The following is a 15,676-nucleotide window of genomic DNA, read 5'->3' on the forward strand; positions in this document are numbered from 1 at the left end:
AAAGACGCGATACCTATATCACCTCAAAAATGAAAATTTGGATTTATGAAAAAGGAAAAGGAAAATTTAGATAATTTATTAAAAAAATTTGAGAATCAGTGGGATGTTCACGAAATAAATCCTGACCATCAGATTGTTTTCTTCAATAAATTAAACAAAAAAAATACAAAGAAAAATAATTATACAACTTGGGCCATTGCTGCTTCGATAGCAATATTGTTAGGAATATCTGTTTTTTACAATAATAGCAAAAAACCTAAGGAATTCAAATTTGCATCAAAAGAAACCAAGAGAACAGATTCTATTTTCAGTATTTTGATTGATAATGAACTGATTAAATTAAAAGATAAAACTTCTCCCGAAAATGAACAAATAATAAATGATGCCTTAAAACAAATGAAAATTTTTGATGCCGATTATGAAAAAATATTAAAAGAAGTTCAAAAAAATGGTGAAAACAAGCAAATCATTTATGCTATGATCAGCAACTTGCAAACCAGAATATCATTTTTGCAAACTGTTTTACAACACATTGAAGAAAATGAAAATCTAAAAAAAACAACTTATGAAAAAATATTATAACACACTGATTATTTTTATTTTGATTCCTTTTTTAGGATTTTCAAATGATGATACTCTAATTTCAAAACAAAAAAGTATCAAAAAAACCTACCTTGTTAATTCGAACGCAGGAATTGATATTGACAATAAATACGGAAATATCTCAGTATCAACCTGGAATGAAGACAAAATTGACCTTGACATTACTATAAAAGTGACCGGTGGAAATGAAAACTGGGTAAACGAAAAACTGAATAATATTGATGTTGATATAACTGCTCTCAAATCAATGGTTACCGCAATTACCAAAATTGGAAATTCGTCTTTAAAAAGCAAAGGAAGCAGTAATATCTTTGAAATTAATTATGTAATTAAAATTCCGAAAAACGGAACCGTAAAACTAAACAACAAATATGGAAATATTTCAATCCTTAGTTTAGAATCAATAACTGATATTAGCTGTAAGTATGGTAAAGTGATCCTTGGAAAACTTAACAGCTCCAACAATCGCATTCACATAGAGTATTGCCAAAATTCTACTATAGATTATATAAAAACCGGAACAATTGAAGCCCGATATTCAGACTTAAAAATAAATGACTCCGGAAATTTGAATTTAGATACAAATTACACAGACTTGACTATTTCTGATGGACAAAATATTAAATACAATTGTAATTACGGCAGCTTTAAATTTCAAAAGATAAACTCCTTTTCAGGATCCGGCAATTACCTTACAATCAATATCGCCGAAATTTCAAATAATCTAAATATAGATACAAATTACAGTAAAGTAAATATTTCAACTATAACCCAAGGTGCAAATAATGTCAATATTAATTCTGGTTATTCTGATATTTCCTTAGGATATGATGCAAATTATACATTTGATTTTGATATTAACACCAAATACGGAAACATTAAAAGTGATAATTCTTTAGAAATTTTAGTAACCGAAAATAAAACAACAACAAAAAAAATAAGTGGATACTACAAGAAAAAGGGTCAAAATAAAGTTGCTGTTAATTCTAATTATGGCAATATAGCATTAATCAAAAAACAATAATTTTCAGAATTGTCTTTTCAAACAATTATAAGCATCGGTATGCAGATATGCATATACCGATGTTTTTTTTGCATTTACAGGAAAAAATATAGCTTTATTAGTTTTCATAAGCTCCTATTAACACTCTTTGTCATTCCTTTAAAAATTACTATTTTTGCACTCTAAATTTTTATGTGATGCCGAAAAGAAAATATAAAATAGCCGTTGTTCAGTTAAACCTTAATGACGTTGCAGAAAATAATCTTAAAAAATGTATCAGTTGGGTAAAAGATGCCGCAAACAAAGGGGCAGAAGTTATTTTATTACCTGAATTATATAGCAGCCATTATTTTTGCCAAAGCGAAGATGTAGATAATTTTGCAATAGCAGAACCACTTTATAGCACATCATTTATTGCTTTTAGCGAATTGGCCAAAGAATTAGGAGTTGTTATTATTGTTCCTTTCTTTGAAAAAAGAATGGCAGGAATTTATCACAACAGTGCCTATATTATTGATACTGATGGAACAGAAGCAGGTTTATACCGCAAAATGCATATTCCCGATGATCCTCATTTTTACGAAAAATTCTATTTTACCCCTGGTGATTTAGGTTTTCAGGCAATTAAAACTAAAAAAGGAACAGTTGGAACTTTAATTTGCTGGGATCAATGGTATCCTGAAGCTGCTCGTATTACTGCTTTAAAAGGAGCAGAAGTCTTATTTTACCCTACAGCTATTGGATGGCATCCAAAAGAAAAAGAACAATATGGAGAAAACCAATATGGTGCATGGATGAATGTTATGAAAGGGCATGCCGTTGCAAATGGTGTTTTTGTTGCTGCTGCAAACAGAATCGGTTTAGAGCAATATATTGAAGGGACTGACGGAATTCAATTTTGGGGAGCTTCATTTATCGCTGGCCCTCAAGGGGAAATTTTAGCGCAAGCTTCTCATGATCAGGAAGAAATTTTAATAGCCGAAGTTGACTTAGATCTTCAGGAAAATGTTCGTCAGAACTGGCCATTTTTCAGAGACAGAAGAATTGATGCTTTTGGAGATATTACAAAAAGAGCAATTGACTAAATTTAGTTGATTAAAAAAAAGGCTGTTTCAAATATTTGAGGGCACTGAAAAACACCTCTTATTTTGATTGGGATTGTTTTTAGAGAATTAAAAAAACGCTTGTAACAGGATTTTTTAACCCGTTGCAAGCGTTTTTCGCTTTATAACTGTTTTTTATTTGAAGCTAGTATGAGTCTATTTTTGACTTATATAAGGTCGTTTTGAATAATGCACCATTTGGCTTTTAATTTCTTATATGAATTTCAGTATTCTTTTTAAATTGACTGTAAAAATAGTCATTGCTCCTTGCATTTGCATATTGGCAATGCCGTACGATATTAGCCTATCATAGCCGTGTATCTTTTTTAACTCACTATTTTTAGCCTCTATTTTGTATCGATGTTTTGCTTTTTCTTTGTAATATTCTGTTTCCTGAAAGGCGATTTGTTCTTGGTGTAAGTCTGATTTTATCGTTACAGCATAGTTTTTTGTCTTTGCCCCTTCTTTGTAGCATCCCTCTTTTAAAGAACAAGACTTGCATTTTTCAACATCAAAATAATAGGTGTGTGATTGATTTTTCCAACATTTTTTTTGCCCTGTTTAGCTTTTCGTATAGCCATATGCCCCGCAGGACAAACAATTCTATCGGCATCTTTATTGTATTCAAATCTATCTTCTTCTTTTCTAGTTCCTTGTGCTACCGAAACATTTAATCTAGCTACAACTCTAATATTTTGCCCGGTTGCTGGCTGGAGATTTTTTGTTCCTGTATAAGCTCCATCGCCAATAATGGTATCTACATCCATTCCGTTTTCTTGGCTAATCTCTAAGAGTTTCGGTAACTCTGGACCAACTCCTTTGTTCCTGAGGTTATTATAGCTGCTGTGATAATTCGTTCTTCTGTCATCGCTAGATGAGTCTTATATCCAAAGAAAGAGCTATCAGCAGATTTATGACCTGTTTTAGCATCTGTATCTTTTGATAAAGTAAATTTTTCCTGAGTATCTTCTATTGCTTCTTTTAGTAAGTTTAATTTTTCTTTCACAGCAGGTATAGAACTTAAAGATTGTTCTTTTTCTATACGCTTCTCTAACTCTTTGCAATAGTCCAATTCTTTTTCTAATTCATAGATATCGTTGTTCTTTGGCATATTCTCTTTGAATCGATCATCAAATAAATATACCGTTTTTAGTAGTAGTTTAGAACGTTCTCTTAATACATCAATTGCTAAAAATGGATTGGATCTCGATAAAGTATGCGTGGCATCAACTATGATAGATTTAGATCTGATGATTCACTTTTAAATAACTATAGATACAGTTTTTCCAATGAGAAGATTTAATAAGTCTGTGTCCTTAAGACGAAGTTTACGAAATTTTGTCAAGGAACTTGGATCGATGACGCCTTCTTCTTGACTCATTTCTAAGAAATATTTAAAAGACATATCAAAACGCGAACGATCAACTACATCAACATCAGATACATTATATATTGTTTTTAAAAGTAAGTACTTAAACATACGAACTGGGCTTTCTGCTTTGCGACCGTTATTTGTACAGTATTTATCTAACAACTCCTCGTAAATGAATGAAAAATCTATTAGTTCGTTGATTTTTCTAAGTAGATTATCCTGTGGAACGATTAAATCATATAATGAAGAATATGGACTAAACTGAATTTGCTGCTGCTGAATTAACATTTAAAAGGCCTTATGATTACACCCAAAAGATACAAAAAAAGGAGCAGAAAACTTTTAGCTTCTACTCCTTTTAATTAACAATCATTCCTAAAAAAGGACTTTATCAGTGCCCTCTTTAATAGTAACGGGATTTTTTAGTATTATTTTGAGTTTTTATTTCACTTGGAAAGAAACTCTTCTCACAATTTGACGTGCTTCTTTTGAATTTTTATTTACAGAAGCATCTTCACCATTTGCAATTACATTTAATCTTGAAGCATCAATTCCTGCATTTATTGCCACCTGTTTCACAGCTTCAGCTCTTTTTCTCGATAGCTCTACATTATAACTTGAACTTCCAATTTCGTCAGCGTAACCTACTACATCTGCAGATTTGCTAGGATTGTTTTTCAAATATTTAACTAAGAAATCAATACCAGATAATGAAGCAGTAGTTGGTTTTGAAGAGTTGAAATCAAAGTAAACATTTACATATCCATCGTTGATTAATTGCTCTACAGTACTATTTGTTGAAACACTATCACTTTTTACTCCATAAGTTTTTTCTAAGTAACTTTCTAATTCATCCGGAACGCCATTTTGGTTATTATCAATTGATTGTCCTTTTGTATTTACTGCAACACCTGCAATTGAGTTTGGTTCTAAATCATACAAATCAGCTACACCATCTTTATCAGAATCTAAAAGACCTGTTTCTATCATTCCAACTCTTTTTTCTAAACTGTCATATTTATCTCCTTCACTAACCCAGTCAGCATGTTTTTCATTTTTACCAAGATAAAATGTTAAACCAATTGATGTATTAATTAAAATTCCGTCAAACCCTCTTGTCGTTAAAGGTGTCATTCCATCAAAATTTTCATTTTGCTTAATATTTACTAACCCAGTTAAATCAGCTGTTAAAGCTACACGATTTCCTAATCTTACCTGGCCAGTAATACCCATTATTCCATTACCCATGTAATCTTCTCCATCAAAACCATTTTTAGAAGTTAGTTGTGAAACTCCAAATCCACCATGAACTAACAAACCAAATGTATTGGTCCAGGTCTCAAAATTTAAAGCTCTACTAAGATTTATAACTCCTTGTAAATCAAGCCTCATATAGCGGCTATCAAAATCCGGAGAATTGCTACCCTCGGTTAATTGATCATAACCATAATCTAATTTTAAACCAAATTTAGGGTTAAACATATAACGCACTCCTAAATCTCCATGCCAAGCACCCAAAGGTTCTGTAGCATAGTTAGCGCCCATTGCTCTAACGGGCTTGTTTAAACCACCATTCAATTCGATGGACCATTTGTTATAAGCAGAATTTTCAATAGAGGACTCAACAGAAGTCGTTGCCATATTTTGAGCATTTGCTGCAAATGTTAATAATAAAAGTGTTAAGGAAGTTAATTTCTTTTTCATAATATCTAAGTGTTTTAAATTTAACATTTTTTGAAGTTTACCATTGTGAGTTTTATTTAAAAACTCAGAACAAACTTATAATAATGATACAAAAAAAGCATTCTATTCATTTTTGTAATTTTTACATAATTCCCATACATATAGGTATAATGGGAATTAAATGAATTTTTGCCTTTTTTAAAACAACTTGGGGCGATACTAAAAATAATTATTAATGATGATTTTTTTTGTTTTACACCTTAAATTCTATTCAGAAAAAGCACTATATTTCTATAGTGTACTTTATCTAACAGATTAAAAGCTTAACATGAAATCACAAAATTTCTATCAAAAAATAGTTATATTAATTATAGTAAAATTAATGTTTTTTTTTAAAAATCATATTTTTTTTGTAAAAATTTTCATCATTAAGTTAATAAAATCTTAGTAAAAAAGTCAAAATCAATAATTATCTACAATTTTTTTTATTATAACATGCTTTTTATTAAACAATTACCTTTAGAATTATAGAGATTAACTCTGATTTTTTTTATACAGTTTCATAATTAAAAATGAATAATTTATCTTTACAAACATTAATTTAGAACTTTTTTATGTCAACAAATAAGAGAAGATTTCCAGCAGAATGGGAAAAACAACAAGGAATTGTATTATGTTTTCCCCATAATGGTAATGATTGGCCGGGAAAATATGAAGCTGTACAATGGGCTTTTGTAGAATTTATTAAAAAAGTAGCTACTTATGAAACCGTTTTTTTAGTAGTAGCCGATGGAAAACTAAAAGAAAAAGTATACGAAATATTAGAAAGAGCACATGTTAATATTTTGAATATTTCTTTTGTAATTCATAAAACAAATAGAAGCTGGATGCGTGATTCGGGACCAATTATTGTGAAAAATGGTTCAAAAAGAGAAGCTTTGAATTTTAATTTTAACGGTTGGGCAAAGTATAAAAATTTCCAACTCGACAAAGTTGTTCCGGCTAAAATTGCTGAATTCATAGACATTCCATTAACTCAGGTTATATATAAAGGAAAACCGGTAATTGTTGAAGGAGGTGCTATTGATGTAAACGGAAGAGGAACTTTACTAACTTCTGAAGAATGCTTAATGCATCCAACAATACAGGTACGAAATCCCGGTTTTACCAAAGAAGATTATGAATCAGTTTTTAAAGAATATCTAGGAGTTACCAATGTAATTTGGTTAGGAGACGGAATTGAAGGCGATGATACTCACGGACACATAGACGATTTGTGCCGTTTTGTAAATGAAGATACTATAGTTACGATTATTGAAACAGATAAAAACGATTCAAACTACAAACCATTACAAGACAATTTAAAACGTTTGCAAAATTCAAAATTGGAAGACGGAAAATCTCCAATTATTGTAGCATTACCTATGCCAAAACGAGTAGATTTTGAGGAATTAAGATTACCTGCAAGTTATGCTAATTTCTTAATCTTGAACAAATGTGTTTTAGTTCCTACTTTTAATGACAGCAATGATCGTGTAGCATTAAATATACTTTCTGAATGTTTCCCTGATCGGGAGGTTATCGGTATAAGCTGTATCGATTTCATATGGGGATTCGGAACTTTGCATTGCCTGAGCCAGCAGATTCCTGAATAGTTTCAGTAAAATAATCTCGTAAGTGAAAAGTTATATTTTTTAAATTTTTGGGGTTAAATTTTGACTACTCGAATTTGCAAATTTATTTATAAAAAAGCTTGTATTTAGAAATACAAGCTTTTTTATAAATAATTAATATACTTTATTTTCTCTTCATTTCCTCACAAAAGGGGGTAATAATTGGCTTGAAACTTCTCCAAAACCGATACGTATTTCCTTAGTTTCGCAGAAACCTCTTATAATTACTGTATCATTATCTTCGATAAATTTACGTTCACTTCCATCTCTTAGTTTTAATGGACTTTTTCCTCCCCAAGTTAGTTCTAACATCGAACCAAAACTATCTGGAGTAGGACCAGAAATTGTTCCAGAACCCATCATATCACCAGAATTTACACGACATCCATTAGAGGTGTGATGTGCTAATTGCTGACTCATATTCCAATATAAATATTTGAAATTTGATTTAGAAATTATCGTTTCTTCTTTATTTTCAGGTTTTAGTGACACTTCTAAATGAATATCGAACGTCTTTTTCCCTTTGGTTTGTAAATAAGGAAGTGGTGAAGGATCTTGCTTAGGACCTTTTGTTCTAAAAGGTTCCAAAGCATCCATAGTTACAATCCACGGAGAAATTGATGTGGCAAAGCTTTTTGCTAAAAATGGTCCAAGAGGAACATATTCCCACTTTTGGATATCGCGGGCACTCCAGTCATTCAATAAAACCATTCCGAAAATATAATCTTCAGCTTCGTAAGTTGCGATATTTTCGCCCATTACATTTACATCGGTCGTAATAAAAGCAGTTTCTAATTCAAAATCTACCAAACGCGAAGTGCCAAAAACAGGTGTCTTTTCACCATTTGGCAAAGTTTGTCCCATTGGCCTGTGTACGGGAATTCCAGACGGAACTATAGTAGAACTTCTTCCATGGTACCCAACCGGAATGTGTAACCAGTTTGGCAGCAAAGCATTTTCAGGATCGCGAAACATTTTACCAACGTTTGTGGCATGCTCTTTACTCGAATAAAAATCTGTATAATCACCAATTAAAACGGGCAATTGCATCTCGACATCATCAATATTAAAAATAACAATATCGCGTTCTTTTGTAGAATCTCGAAGTTTTGAATTTGTTGCGTCAAAAATATCAGCGATACGATTACGAACTAAACGCCATGTTTTTTTTCCATCAGAAATAAAATCATTTAGCGTATCCTGCATAAACATATCATCAGTTAAATCTATTCCTTCAAAATAGTTTAATTGTTGTAAAGCTCCTAAATCTATAGCGAAATCACCAATTCTTGTTCCTACAGTAACGACATTTTCTTTGGTAAGAAATACACCGAAAGGAATATTTTGAATAGGAAAATCACTATTCTCTGGTACTTCTAACCATGATTTTCTTTTAGTATCGTTGGCGGTTATTGGCATGTGAATGTTAATTATTTGTTGAAAAAATCTATGTCAAATATATCATAATCTAACAGTTTCACAAACGTTTTTTTGTATTTTTGCAGGAAATTAACGAAAAACGAAAAAATGCAACGCGACGAACAAATTTTTGACCTTATACTAGAGGAACAAGACAGACAAATTCACGGATTAGAATTAATTGCTTCAGAAAACTTCGTAAGTGATGAAGTTATGGAAGCAGCTGGTTCTGTTTTAACTAATAAATACGCTGAGGGATATCCTGGCAAAAGATACTACGGCGGTTGTGAAGTAGTTGACGTTATTGAACAAATTGCAATTGACAGAGCCAAGGAATTATTTGGTGCTGAATATGCAAACGTGCAGCCTCACTCAGGTTCTCAGGCAAATGCTTCTGTGTATCATGCTTGTTTACAGCCAGGTGATAAAATATTAGGCTTTGACTTATCTCACGGTGGTCACTTGACTCACGGATCTCCTGTGAATTTTTCAGGACGTGTTTATGTACCTGTTTTTTACGGAGTAGATAAAGAAACTGGAAGATTAGATTATGATAAAATTCAGGAAATCGCCACTAAAGAAAAGCCGAAATTAATTATCGCAGGGGCTTCGGCTTATTCTCGTGATATGGATTTTGCACGTTTTAGGGAAATTGCTGACAGCGTTGGTGCTATCTTATTTGCTGATATTTCTCACCCTGCAGGGCTTATTGCTAAAGGATTATTGAATGATCCTATTCCACATTGTCATATTGTTTCTACAACAACTCACAAAACATTACGCGGACCACGTGGCGGTTTGATTTTGATGGGGAAAGATTTCCCTAATCCAATGGGGTTAACTACTCCAAAAGGAGAAATCAGAATGATGTCATCTTTATTAGACTTAGCTGTTTTTCCAGGAAATCAAGGTGGACCTTTAATGCATATTATTGCTGCTAAAGCAGTTGCTTTTGGTGAAGCATTAAAAGATGAGTTCTTTACTTATGCGATGCAATTACAAAAAAATGCAAATGCAATGGCAGATGCTTTCGTAAAAAGGGGATACAACATTATTTCTGGAGGAACTGATAATCACATGATGCTGATTGACTTAAGAAATAAAAATATTTCTGGAAAAGATGCTGAAAATGCATTGGTAAAAGCTGAAATCACGGTAAATAAAAACATGGTTCCATTTGATGATAAATCACCATTTGTAACTTCAGGAATTCGTGTTGGGACAGCCGCTATCACGACTCGTGGTTTAGTTGAAGAAGATATGGAAACGATTGTTGCCTTAATTGATAGAGTTTTGACAGATCATACTAACGAAGCCGTTATTGAAGAAGTAGCTAACGAAGTAGATGAAATGATGAGCGAAAGACCAATTTTCGTTTACTAAATATTAGTCATAAAGTCTTAAAGTCGAAGGTCGAAAGTCTTTAATGGAATGTAAATTTCTATTTAAGTTTTGATTTTCGACTTTTTTGACTTTCTAACTTTAAGACTTATAAAATGGGTGTACTAAGATTACAATTGCCAACTGACCCAAGATGGGTAAATATAGTTGAAAAAAACATTGAAGAAATCCTTACCGACCATGCTTGGTGCGAACAAAAAGCAGCAACAAATGCGATTACTATTATTACCAATAATTCGGAACATCAGGATTTAGTGAAAGATTTATTGGCTTTGGCCAAAGAAGAAATCGATCATTTTGAACAGGTTCATAATATCATCATCAAACGTGGATTGAAATTAGGCCGTGAACGCAAGGATGATTATGTAAATGAATTATACCAATATATGAAGAAAAGCGGTGATGGAAGCCGTGTTTCTGGTTTGGTCGAAAGATTACTTTTCTCAGCCATGATCGAAGCCAGAAGCTGTGAACGTTTCAAAGTTTTATCCGAAAATATTCAGGACGAAGAATTGGCTGCTTTTTACAGAGAATTGATGGAAAGCGAAGCCGGACATTACACCACTTTTATAACATACGCAAGAAAATACGGAGTTGGAATTGATGTTGAAAAACGTTGGAGAGAATGGCTAGCTTTTGAAGAATCAATCATTAAAAACTACGGTAAAGGCGAAACAATTCACGGATAATTTTTTCTTAATTCTGTAAAAAACTAATGATAAAATTAATTGATTTGCTAATTAAAAATGAAGCAGTTAAAAATATTTATTATTATTTTTTCTTCACTTTGACAACGTAAATAATTACAACTGAAATTTTAATTTTATACTATTTTTAATACTTTTTAAGTTCTAGAACTTTAAATTGCATTAAAATTAAAGTCAATTATGGATAAGATAAAAATACTTTGGGTCGATGATGAAATCGATCTTTTAAAGCCACATATACTGTTTTTAGAGAAAAAAAACTACGCAGTTACTACCTGCAATAACGGATTGGATGCGATTGGATTATTTGAAGAAGAAAACTTTGATATTGTTTTCTTGGATGAAAATATGCCCGGAATGAGCGGCTTGGAAACACTTTCTGAAATGAAGGAAAAAAAATCTGCAACTCCGATGATTATGATTACCAAAAGTGAAGAGGAATATATCATGGAAGAAGCAATTGGTTCTAAAATTGCCGATTACCTGATAAAACCTGTCAATCCAAATCAGATTTTGTTGAGTTTAAAGAAAAACCTGGACCACTCCAGATTAATTTCTGAAAAAACAACTTTAGATTATCAAAAGGAATTCAGAAAAATCTCAATGGAATTAGCTATGGTCAATTCTTTTGAAGATTGGGTTGAATTATACAAAAAATTAATATTCTGGGAATTAGAACTTGAAAATATTAACGATCAAGCCATGGTCGAAATTTTGGAATCACAAAAAGTTGAAGCTAATTCACAGTTCGGAAAGTATATCGAACGAAACTACGAAGACTGGTTTGTACCAAAAGCAGACAAACCCATTCAATCCCACAATCTATTTAAAGAATTAGTCGTTCCGGAAATTAAAAAGAAAGACAAACCTATTTTATTTGTAGTAATTGATAATCTACGTTATGACCAGTGGAAATCTTTTGAAACTGTAGTATCCAATTATTATAAATTAGAAAAAGAAGTTCCTTATTTTTCAATACTTCCAACAGCAACACAATATGCCAGAAATGCCATTTTCTCTGGTTTATTGCCAATTGAAATGGAAAAACAATTTCCTCAATATTGGAAGAATGATGTTGAAGATGGAGGGAAAAATCTTTTTGAAGCAGAGTTCCTTAGTGCGCAATTGAAACGTCTGGGTTTGAATTTAAAAGAAGATTATTTTAAAATCACCAATTATTCAAGCGGTAAAAAGCTGGCAGAGAACTTTAAAGCTTTAAAAGGAAATGATCTGGTAACTGTTGTGTACAATTTTGTCGATATGTTGTCACATGCCAAAACTGAAATGGATGTTGTAAAAGAACTTGCTTCTGATGACAAAGCTTATCGTTCGCTGACTTTGAGCTGGTTCAAAAATTCACCATTGCTTGAAATAATTCAACAGGCACAACTTTTAGGATTCAAATTAATCCTGACAACAGATCACGGAACCATAAATGTAAAAAACCCTTCAAAAGTGGTTGGAGACAAGAACACAAGTTTAAACTTACGTTATAAAACCGGTCGTAGTTTAACATACGAACAAAAAGACGTCTACGTTGTAAAAGAGCCTAAAACAATAGGTTTGCCGGCGATAAACATGAGCAGTTCGTTTATTTTTGCTAAAAATGATTTGTTTTTAGCTTACGTGAACAACTATAATCATTATGTGAGTTATTACAAAAATACCTATCAACATGGCGGAATTTCGCTTGAAGAAATGATTATTCCGTTTTTGGTGTTTAATCCAAAATAAAAATACAGTTTTCAATCCCGGTTTTCAATAGGAATTTCGGGACTGATTTTTAAATTAAAGAAATACAAACAATGAATATCGTTTTTTCATTAGATCAAATTCAGGAAGTAGCAGCACAAATAATTGCTCAAAATCCAAAAAAGATCATTCTTTTTAACGGAGAAATGGGTGTTGGAAAAACTACTCTTATTAAACAATTATGCAAAACTTTAGGGGTTAAAGACACCACAAGCAGTCCCACTTTTTCTTTAGTTAATGAATATTACACTTCAAACAATCAAATCGTTTATCATTTTGATTTTTACAGATTAAATAAAGAAACAGAAGCGCTGGATATGGGCGTTGATGATTATTTATATTCCGGAAATTGGTGTTTTATCGAATGGTCTGAAAAAATTGAGAATCTGCTTCCGGAAGAAACTTCAACAATCAATATTGTGTTATTGACAGACAGGAAAAGAGAATTGGAACTGTTTTAATTCCGCAGACATTCACTAAGTTTTTCACAGAGACACTCAAAAAAATATTCTAATAAAAACTTTGTGAATCTTTGTGAAAAACTTCGTGAATCTCCGTGAAAGTAATAATATATTTATAATGAATACCCAAAATAGCGTACAAATAATCCCTTTTTCATCAGATCTAAAAGAACCTATCAAAACTTTAAATATTGAATGGCTTAATAAATATTTCAGAGTTGAAGAAAAAGACGATTTAATGCTTTCAAATCCACAAGAGGAAATTATAGATAAAGGCGGAATGATTTTTTATGCAAAATGTAATAATGAAATTCTCGGAACAGCTTCTTTAATGAAAATTGATGATATTACTTTTGAATTGAGCAAAATGGCTGTATCAGATAAAGCTCAGGGAATTGGAATTGGAAATAAATTATTGCTGCATTGTTTGGCTGTCGCCGAAGAAAAAGACATCAAAAAGCTAGTTTTATATTCGAATAGAATTCTTCTTCCGGCGATTCATTTATATGAAAAATTTGGTTTTATAGAAGTCCCATTAGGAAATGTAAGTTATAAAAGAGCCAACATCAAAATGGAAAAAACAATCTGTTAATATTGACTTATAGTATTAGCAGAATATTTGCACTAATTTTAAAACTTTTTACGTAATTTGTACTCTTAATTTTTTGCTTAACCCATGTCTATAACCCTAACTCCGTTTACAAAACAGCAATTGTTGCCACAAGAAGAAAAGCTTGAAGTTGGCCGACATAAAAGAGAACTTTTCATAGGTATTCCGAAAGAAACAAGTTATCAGGAACGTCGTATTTGCCTAACCCCTGACGCGGTTAATTCGTTGACATACGCAGGACATCGTGTTATGATTGAATCAGGAGCGGGAGAAAGCTCCAGTTATTCAGATAAGGAATATAGTGATGCGGGAGCAGAGGTTACGAAAGACACTAAAAAAGTTTTTGGCTGTCCTTTATTACTGAAAGTTGAACCTCCTACTTTGGCAGAAATTAAAATGATTAATCCTGAAACGATAATTATATCTGCCATACAGTTAAAAACTAAAAAGAAAGCTTATTTTGAAGCTTTGGCACAAAAAAAAATAACTGCACTTGCCTTTGAATATATTAAAGACGAAGACGGCTCTTATCCAGCAGTGAAATCATTAAGTGAAATTGCAGGAACAGCGTCTATACTTATCGCAGCAGAACTGATGATTACTGACGAATTTGGAAAAGGGTTGTTGTTTGGAAATATTACAGGTGTCCCTCCTACTGATGTTGTTATTTTAGGTGCCGGAACTGTAGGTGAATTTGCTGCAAAAACTGCTATTGGACTTGGAGCAAATGTAAAAGTCTTTGATAATTCGATTACCAAATTACGCCGTTTACAAAATAACTTGAATCAACGTATTTTTACTTCTACAATTCAGCAAAAAGCGTTACTTAAAGCTTTAAGACGTTGTGACGTAGCCATAGGTGCCATGCGAGGCAAAGAACGCTGTCCGATTGTTGTAACTGAAACTATGGTCGAGCATATGAAAAAAGGCGCTGTAATAGTTGATGTTAGTATTGATACCGGAGGTTGTTTTGAAACCTCAGAAGTTACAACACACGAAAAACCAACTTTCATAAAAAGTAATGTTTTACATTATTGTGTACCAAATATTCCTTCCAGATATTCAAAAACAGCTTCACTTTCAATAAGCAATATAATTACTCCTTACCTTCTTCAGATAGCTGAAGATGGCGGTTTGGAAAGTGCCATCAGATGTAATAAAGGCTTAAAAAACGGAATCTATTTGTACCACGGAATCCTGACCAACAAAGCAATTGGTGAATGGTTTGATTTACCTGACAGCGACATTAATTTACTTGTTTTTTAAAGCAAGTTTAGCTTACCTTTGCAAAAAATTTAATTCATGAAGTTCGTACATCGTTTTGCTTATTATTTGATTGGTTTAGTTATGGGATGCTTTTTTGTAGCACTCGTTTTTAGTGGAAAAGATACTCGCTGCAACTACTTTCCGAATGCCAGAGTTTTGAATAGCTTAAGAACCAAGCCATTTCAATATTCGGATAAAGCAATTCAAACGCTGAACGAAAAATGGGTTGACACTGCTGATATTAAAAACACACTGCAATTTGGAGATGTCGATTTTGATCAAAGTAATGTTCCTTACAAAAAAGGAAAATTATATATCATCGAAGGAAAAACGGTAAAAAATCAGGAGATTATCCTTAAAGTAACCAACTACGAAAACAAAGCTGTTTTAGAGGAAATCATTAAAAAATAATCAAATAAGAATATAATTTAAGGATAGCAAACACTATCCTTTTTTTATGCCTTAAATTTTATAATGAAAACTAAAGCCCTAGCCCTGATGAGAACGGCATCCTTTTGTGGCGGGGTTCGCTACAAAAGATACAGTGGACAGCAGGAACAGCTTCTAATTCTAAACAAAAAAAGGTTCAACCGTAAAGCTGAACCTTTTTCTATGTGATTAAT

14 protein-coding genes and 1 pseudogene are annotated in these 15,676 nt (G+C 32.2%); 12 read left to right on the forward strand and 3 right to left on the reverse strand.

The genetic code is table 11. The features are described from left to right. The first annotated feature begins 45 nt into the window (after positions 1–45). From ACEN2I_RS06965 to ACEN2I_RS06975, 3 genes are all read left to right on the forward strand, one after another. Positions 46–582 (forward strand): anti-sigma factor, encoded by a 537-nt coding sequence (locus tag ACEN2I_RS06965; protein WP_441765373.1) that lies wholly within the window; start codon positions 46–48, stop codon positions 580–582. Continuing rightward, positions 566–1,627, forward strand: coding sequence for a hypothetical protein (locus ACEN2I_RS06970; RefSeq protein WP_441765374.1), 1,062 nt, complete (start codon positions 566–568; stop codon positions 1,625–1,627). Before ACEN2I_RS06965 ends, ACEN2I_RS06970 begins: the two co-directional genes overlap by 17 nt. 176 nt (positions 1,628–1,803) lie before the next feature. Next, positions 1,804–2,691: a carbon-nitrogen hydrolase gene (locus ACEN2I_RS06975; RefSeq protein WP_441765375.1), complete on the forward strand. Its 888-nt coding sequence runs from the start codon at positions 1,804–1,806 to the stop codon at positions 2,689–2,691. A gap of 231 nt (positions 2,692–2,922) precedes the next feature. Here ACEN2I_RS06975 and ACEN2I_RS06980 read toward each other — a convergent pair. Both ACEN2I_RS06980 and ACEN2I_RS06985 read right to left on the reverse strand, forming a co-directional pair. Beyond that, positions 2,923–4,369: pseudogene (locus tag ACEN2I_RS06980) on the reverse strand (IS1182 family transposase). Between the two features lie 153 nt (positions 4,370–4,522). Beyond that, a complete protein-coding gene (locus tag ACEN2I_RS06985) occupies positions 4,523–5,785 on the reverse strand; it encodes an OmpA family protein (RefSeq protein ID WP_441765376.1) in 1,263 nt (420 codons plus the stop codon). Positions 5,786–6,378: 593 nt separating this feature from the next. Between ACEN2I_RS06985 and ACEN2I_RS06990 the strand changes: the two genes are divergently transcribed. Next, positions 6,379–7,419, forward strand: coding sequence for an agmatine deiminase family protein (locus ACEN2I_RS06990; RefSeq protein ID WP_441765377.1), 1,041 nt, complete (start codon positions 6,379–6,381; stop codon positions 7,417–7,419). 153 nt (positions 7,420–7,572) lie between these two features. Here the strand turns inward: ACEN2I_RS06990 and fahA are convergent, their stop codons facing one another. Next, positions 7,573–8,856: a fumarylacetoacetase gene (gene fahA / locus ACEN2I_RS06995; protein ID WP_441765378.1), complete on the reverse strand. Its 1,284-nt coding sequence runs from the start codon at positions 8,854–8,856 to the stop codon at positions 7,573–7,575. A 108-nt stretch (positions 8,857–8,964) separates the two neighbouring features. Here fahA and glyA point away from each other — a divergent pair, with 108 nt between their 5' ends. From glyA to ACEN2I_RS07035, 8 genes are all read left to right on the forward strand, one after another. Then, entirely contained in the window at positions 8,965–10,239 is a 1,275-nt protein-coding gene (gene glyA, locus ACEN2I_RS07000; RefSeq protein WP_441765379.1) for a serine hydroxymethyltransferase, read from the forward strand. 113 nt (positions 10,240–10,352) lie between these two features. Continuing rightward, positions 10,353–10,946 (forward strand): tRNA-(ms[2]io[6]A)-hydroxylase, encoded by a 594-nt coding sequence (locus ACEN2I_RS07005; RefSeq protein WP_441765380.1) that lies wholly within the window; start codon positions 10,353–10,355, stop codon positions 10,944–10,946. A gap of 198 nt (positions 10,947–11,144) precedes the next feature. Next, positions 11,145–12,698 (forward strand): response regulator, encoded by a 1,554-nt coding sequence (locus ACEN2I_RS07010; RefSeq protein WP_441765381.1) that lies wholly within the window; start codon positions 11,145–11,147, stop codon positions 12,696–12,698. Positions 12,699–12,769: 71 nt separating this feature from the next. Then, positions 12,770–13,177 carry a tRNA (adenosine(37)-N6)-threonylcarbamoyltransferase complex ATPase subunit type 1 TsaE gene (tsaE, locus tag ACEN2I_RS07015; RefSeq protein WP_441765382.1) on the forward strand — a complete coding sequence of 136 codons (408 nt, stop codon included), beginning with the start codon at positions 12,770–12,772 and terminating at the stop codon, positions 13,175–13,177. A gap of 118 nt (positions 13,178–13,295) precedes the next feature. Then, entirely contained in the window at positions 13,296–13,769 is a 474-nt protein-coding gene (locus tag ACEN2I_RS07020) for a GNAT family N-acetyltransferase (RefSeq protein WP_441765383.1), read from the forward strand. 84 nt (positions 13,770–13,853) lie between these two features. Continuing rightward, a complete protein-coding gene (locus ACEN2I_RS07025) occupies positions 13,854–15,053 on the forward strand; it encodes an alanine dehydrogenase (RefSeq protein WP_441765384.1) in 1,200 nt (399 codons plus the stop codon). A 36-nt stretch (positions 15,054–15,089) separates the two neighbouring features. Next, positions 15,090–15,464 (forward strand): DUF4258 domain-containing protein, encoded by a 375-nt coding sequence (locus ACEN2I_RS07030; protein ID WP_441765385.1) that lies wholly within the window; start codon positions 15,090–15,092, stop codon positions 15,462–15,464. Positions 15,465–15,527: 63 nt separating this feature from the next. After that, positions 15,528–15,671, forward strand: a complete 144-nt coding sequence (locus ACEN2I_RS07035; RefSeq protein WP_441765386.1) for a hypothetical protein — start codon at positions 15,528–15,530, stop codon at positions 15,669–15,671. Positions 15,672–15,676 lie beyond the last annotated feature (5 nt).

The organism is Flavobacterium sp. W22_SRS_FK3, assembly GCF_052113665.1.
GTDB lineage: Bacteria > Bacteroidota > Bacteroidia > Flavobacteriales > Flavobacteriaceae > Flavobacterium.

Excerpts from the sequence above, each read along its gene's own strand:
- ACEN2I_RS06965 (WP_441765373.1), top strand. The coding sequence starts at position 46 with ATGAAAAAGGAAAAGGAAAATTTAGATAATTTATTAAAAAAATTTGAG.
- ACEN2I_RS06970 (WP_441765374.1), top strand. The coding sequence starts at position 566 with ATGAAAAAATATTATAACACACTGATTATTTTTATTTTGATTCCTTTT.
- ACEN2I_RS06975 (WP_441765375.1), top strand. The coding sequence starts at position 1,804 with ATGCCGAAAAGAAAATATAAAATAGCCGTTGTTCAGTTAAACCTTAAT.
- ACEN2I_RS06985 (WP_441765376.1), bottom strand. The coding sequence starts at position 5,785 with ATGAAAAAGAAATTAACTTCCTTAACACTTTTATTATTAACATTTGCA.
- ACEN2I_RS06990 (WP_441765377.1), top strand. The coding sequence starts at position 6,379 with ATGTCAACAAATAAGAGAAGATTTCCAGCAGAATGGGAAAAACAACAA.
- fahA (WP_441765378.1), bottom strand. The coding sequence starts at position 8,856 with ATGCCAATAACCGCCAACGATACTAAAAGAAAATCATGGTTAGAAGTA.
- glyA (WP_441765379.1), top strand. The coding sequence starts at position 8,965 with ATGCAACGCGACGAACAAATTTTTGACCTTATACTAGAGGAACAAGAC.
- ACEN2I_RS07005 (WP_441765380.1), top strand. The coding sequence starts at position 10,353 with ATGGGTGTACTAAGATTACAATTGCCAACTGACCCAAGATGGGTAAAT.
- ACEN2I_RS07010 (WP_441765381.1), top strand. The coding sequence starts at position 11,145 with ATGGATAAGATAAAAATACTTTGGGTCGATGATGAAATCGATCTTTTA.
- tsaE (WP_441765382.1), top strand. The coding sequence starts at position 12,770 with ATGAATATCGTTTTTTCATTAGATCAAATTCAGGAAGTAGCAGCACAA.
- ACEN2I_RS07020 (WP_441765383.1), top strand. The coding sequence starts at position 13,296 with ATGAATACCCAAAATAGCGTACAAATAATCCCTTTTTCATCAGATCTA.
- ACEN2I_RS07025 (WP_441765384.1), top strand. The coding sequence starts at position 13,854 with ATGTCTATAACCCTAACTCCGTTTACAAAACAGCAATTGTTGCCACAA.
- ACEN2I_RS07030 (WP_441765385.1), top strand. The coding sequence starts at position 15,090 with ATGAAGTTCGTACATCGTTTTGCTTATTATTTGATTGGTTTAGTTATG.
- ACEN2I_RS07035 (WP_441765386.1), top strand. The coding sequence starts at position 15,528 with ATGAAAACTAAAGCCCTAGCCCTGATGAGAACGGCATCCTTTTGTGGC.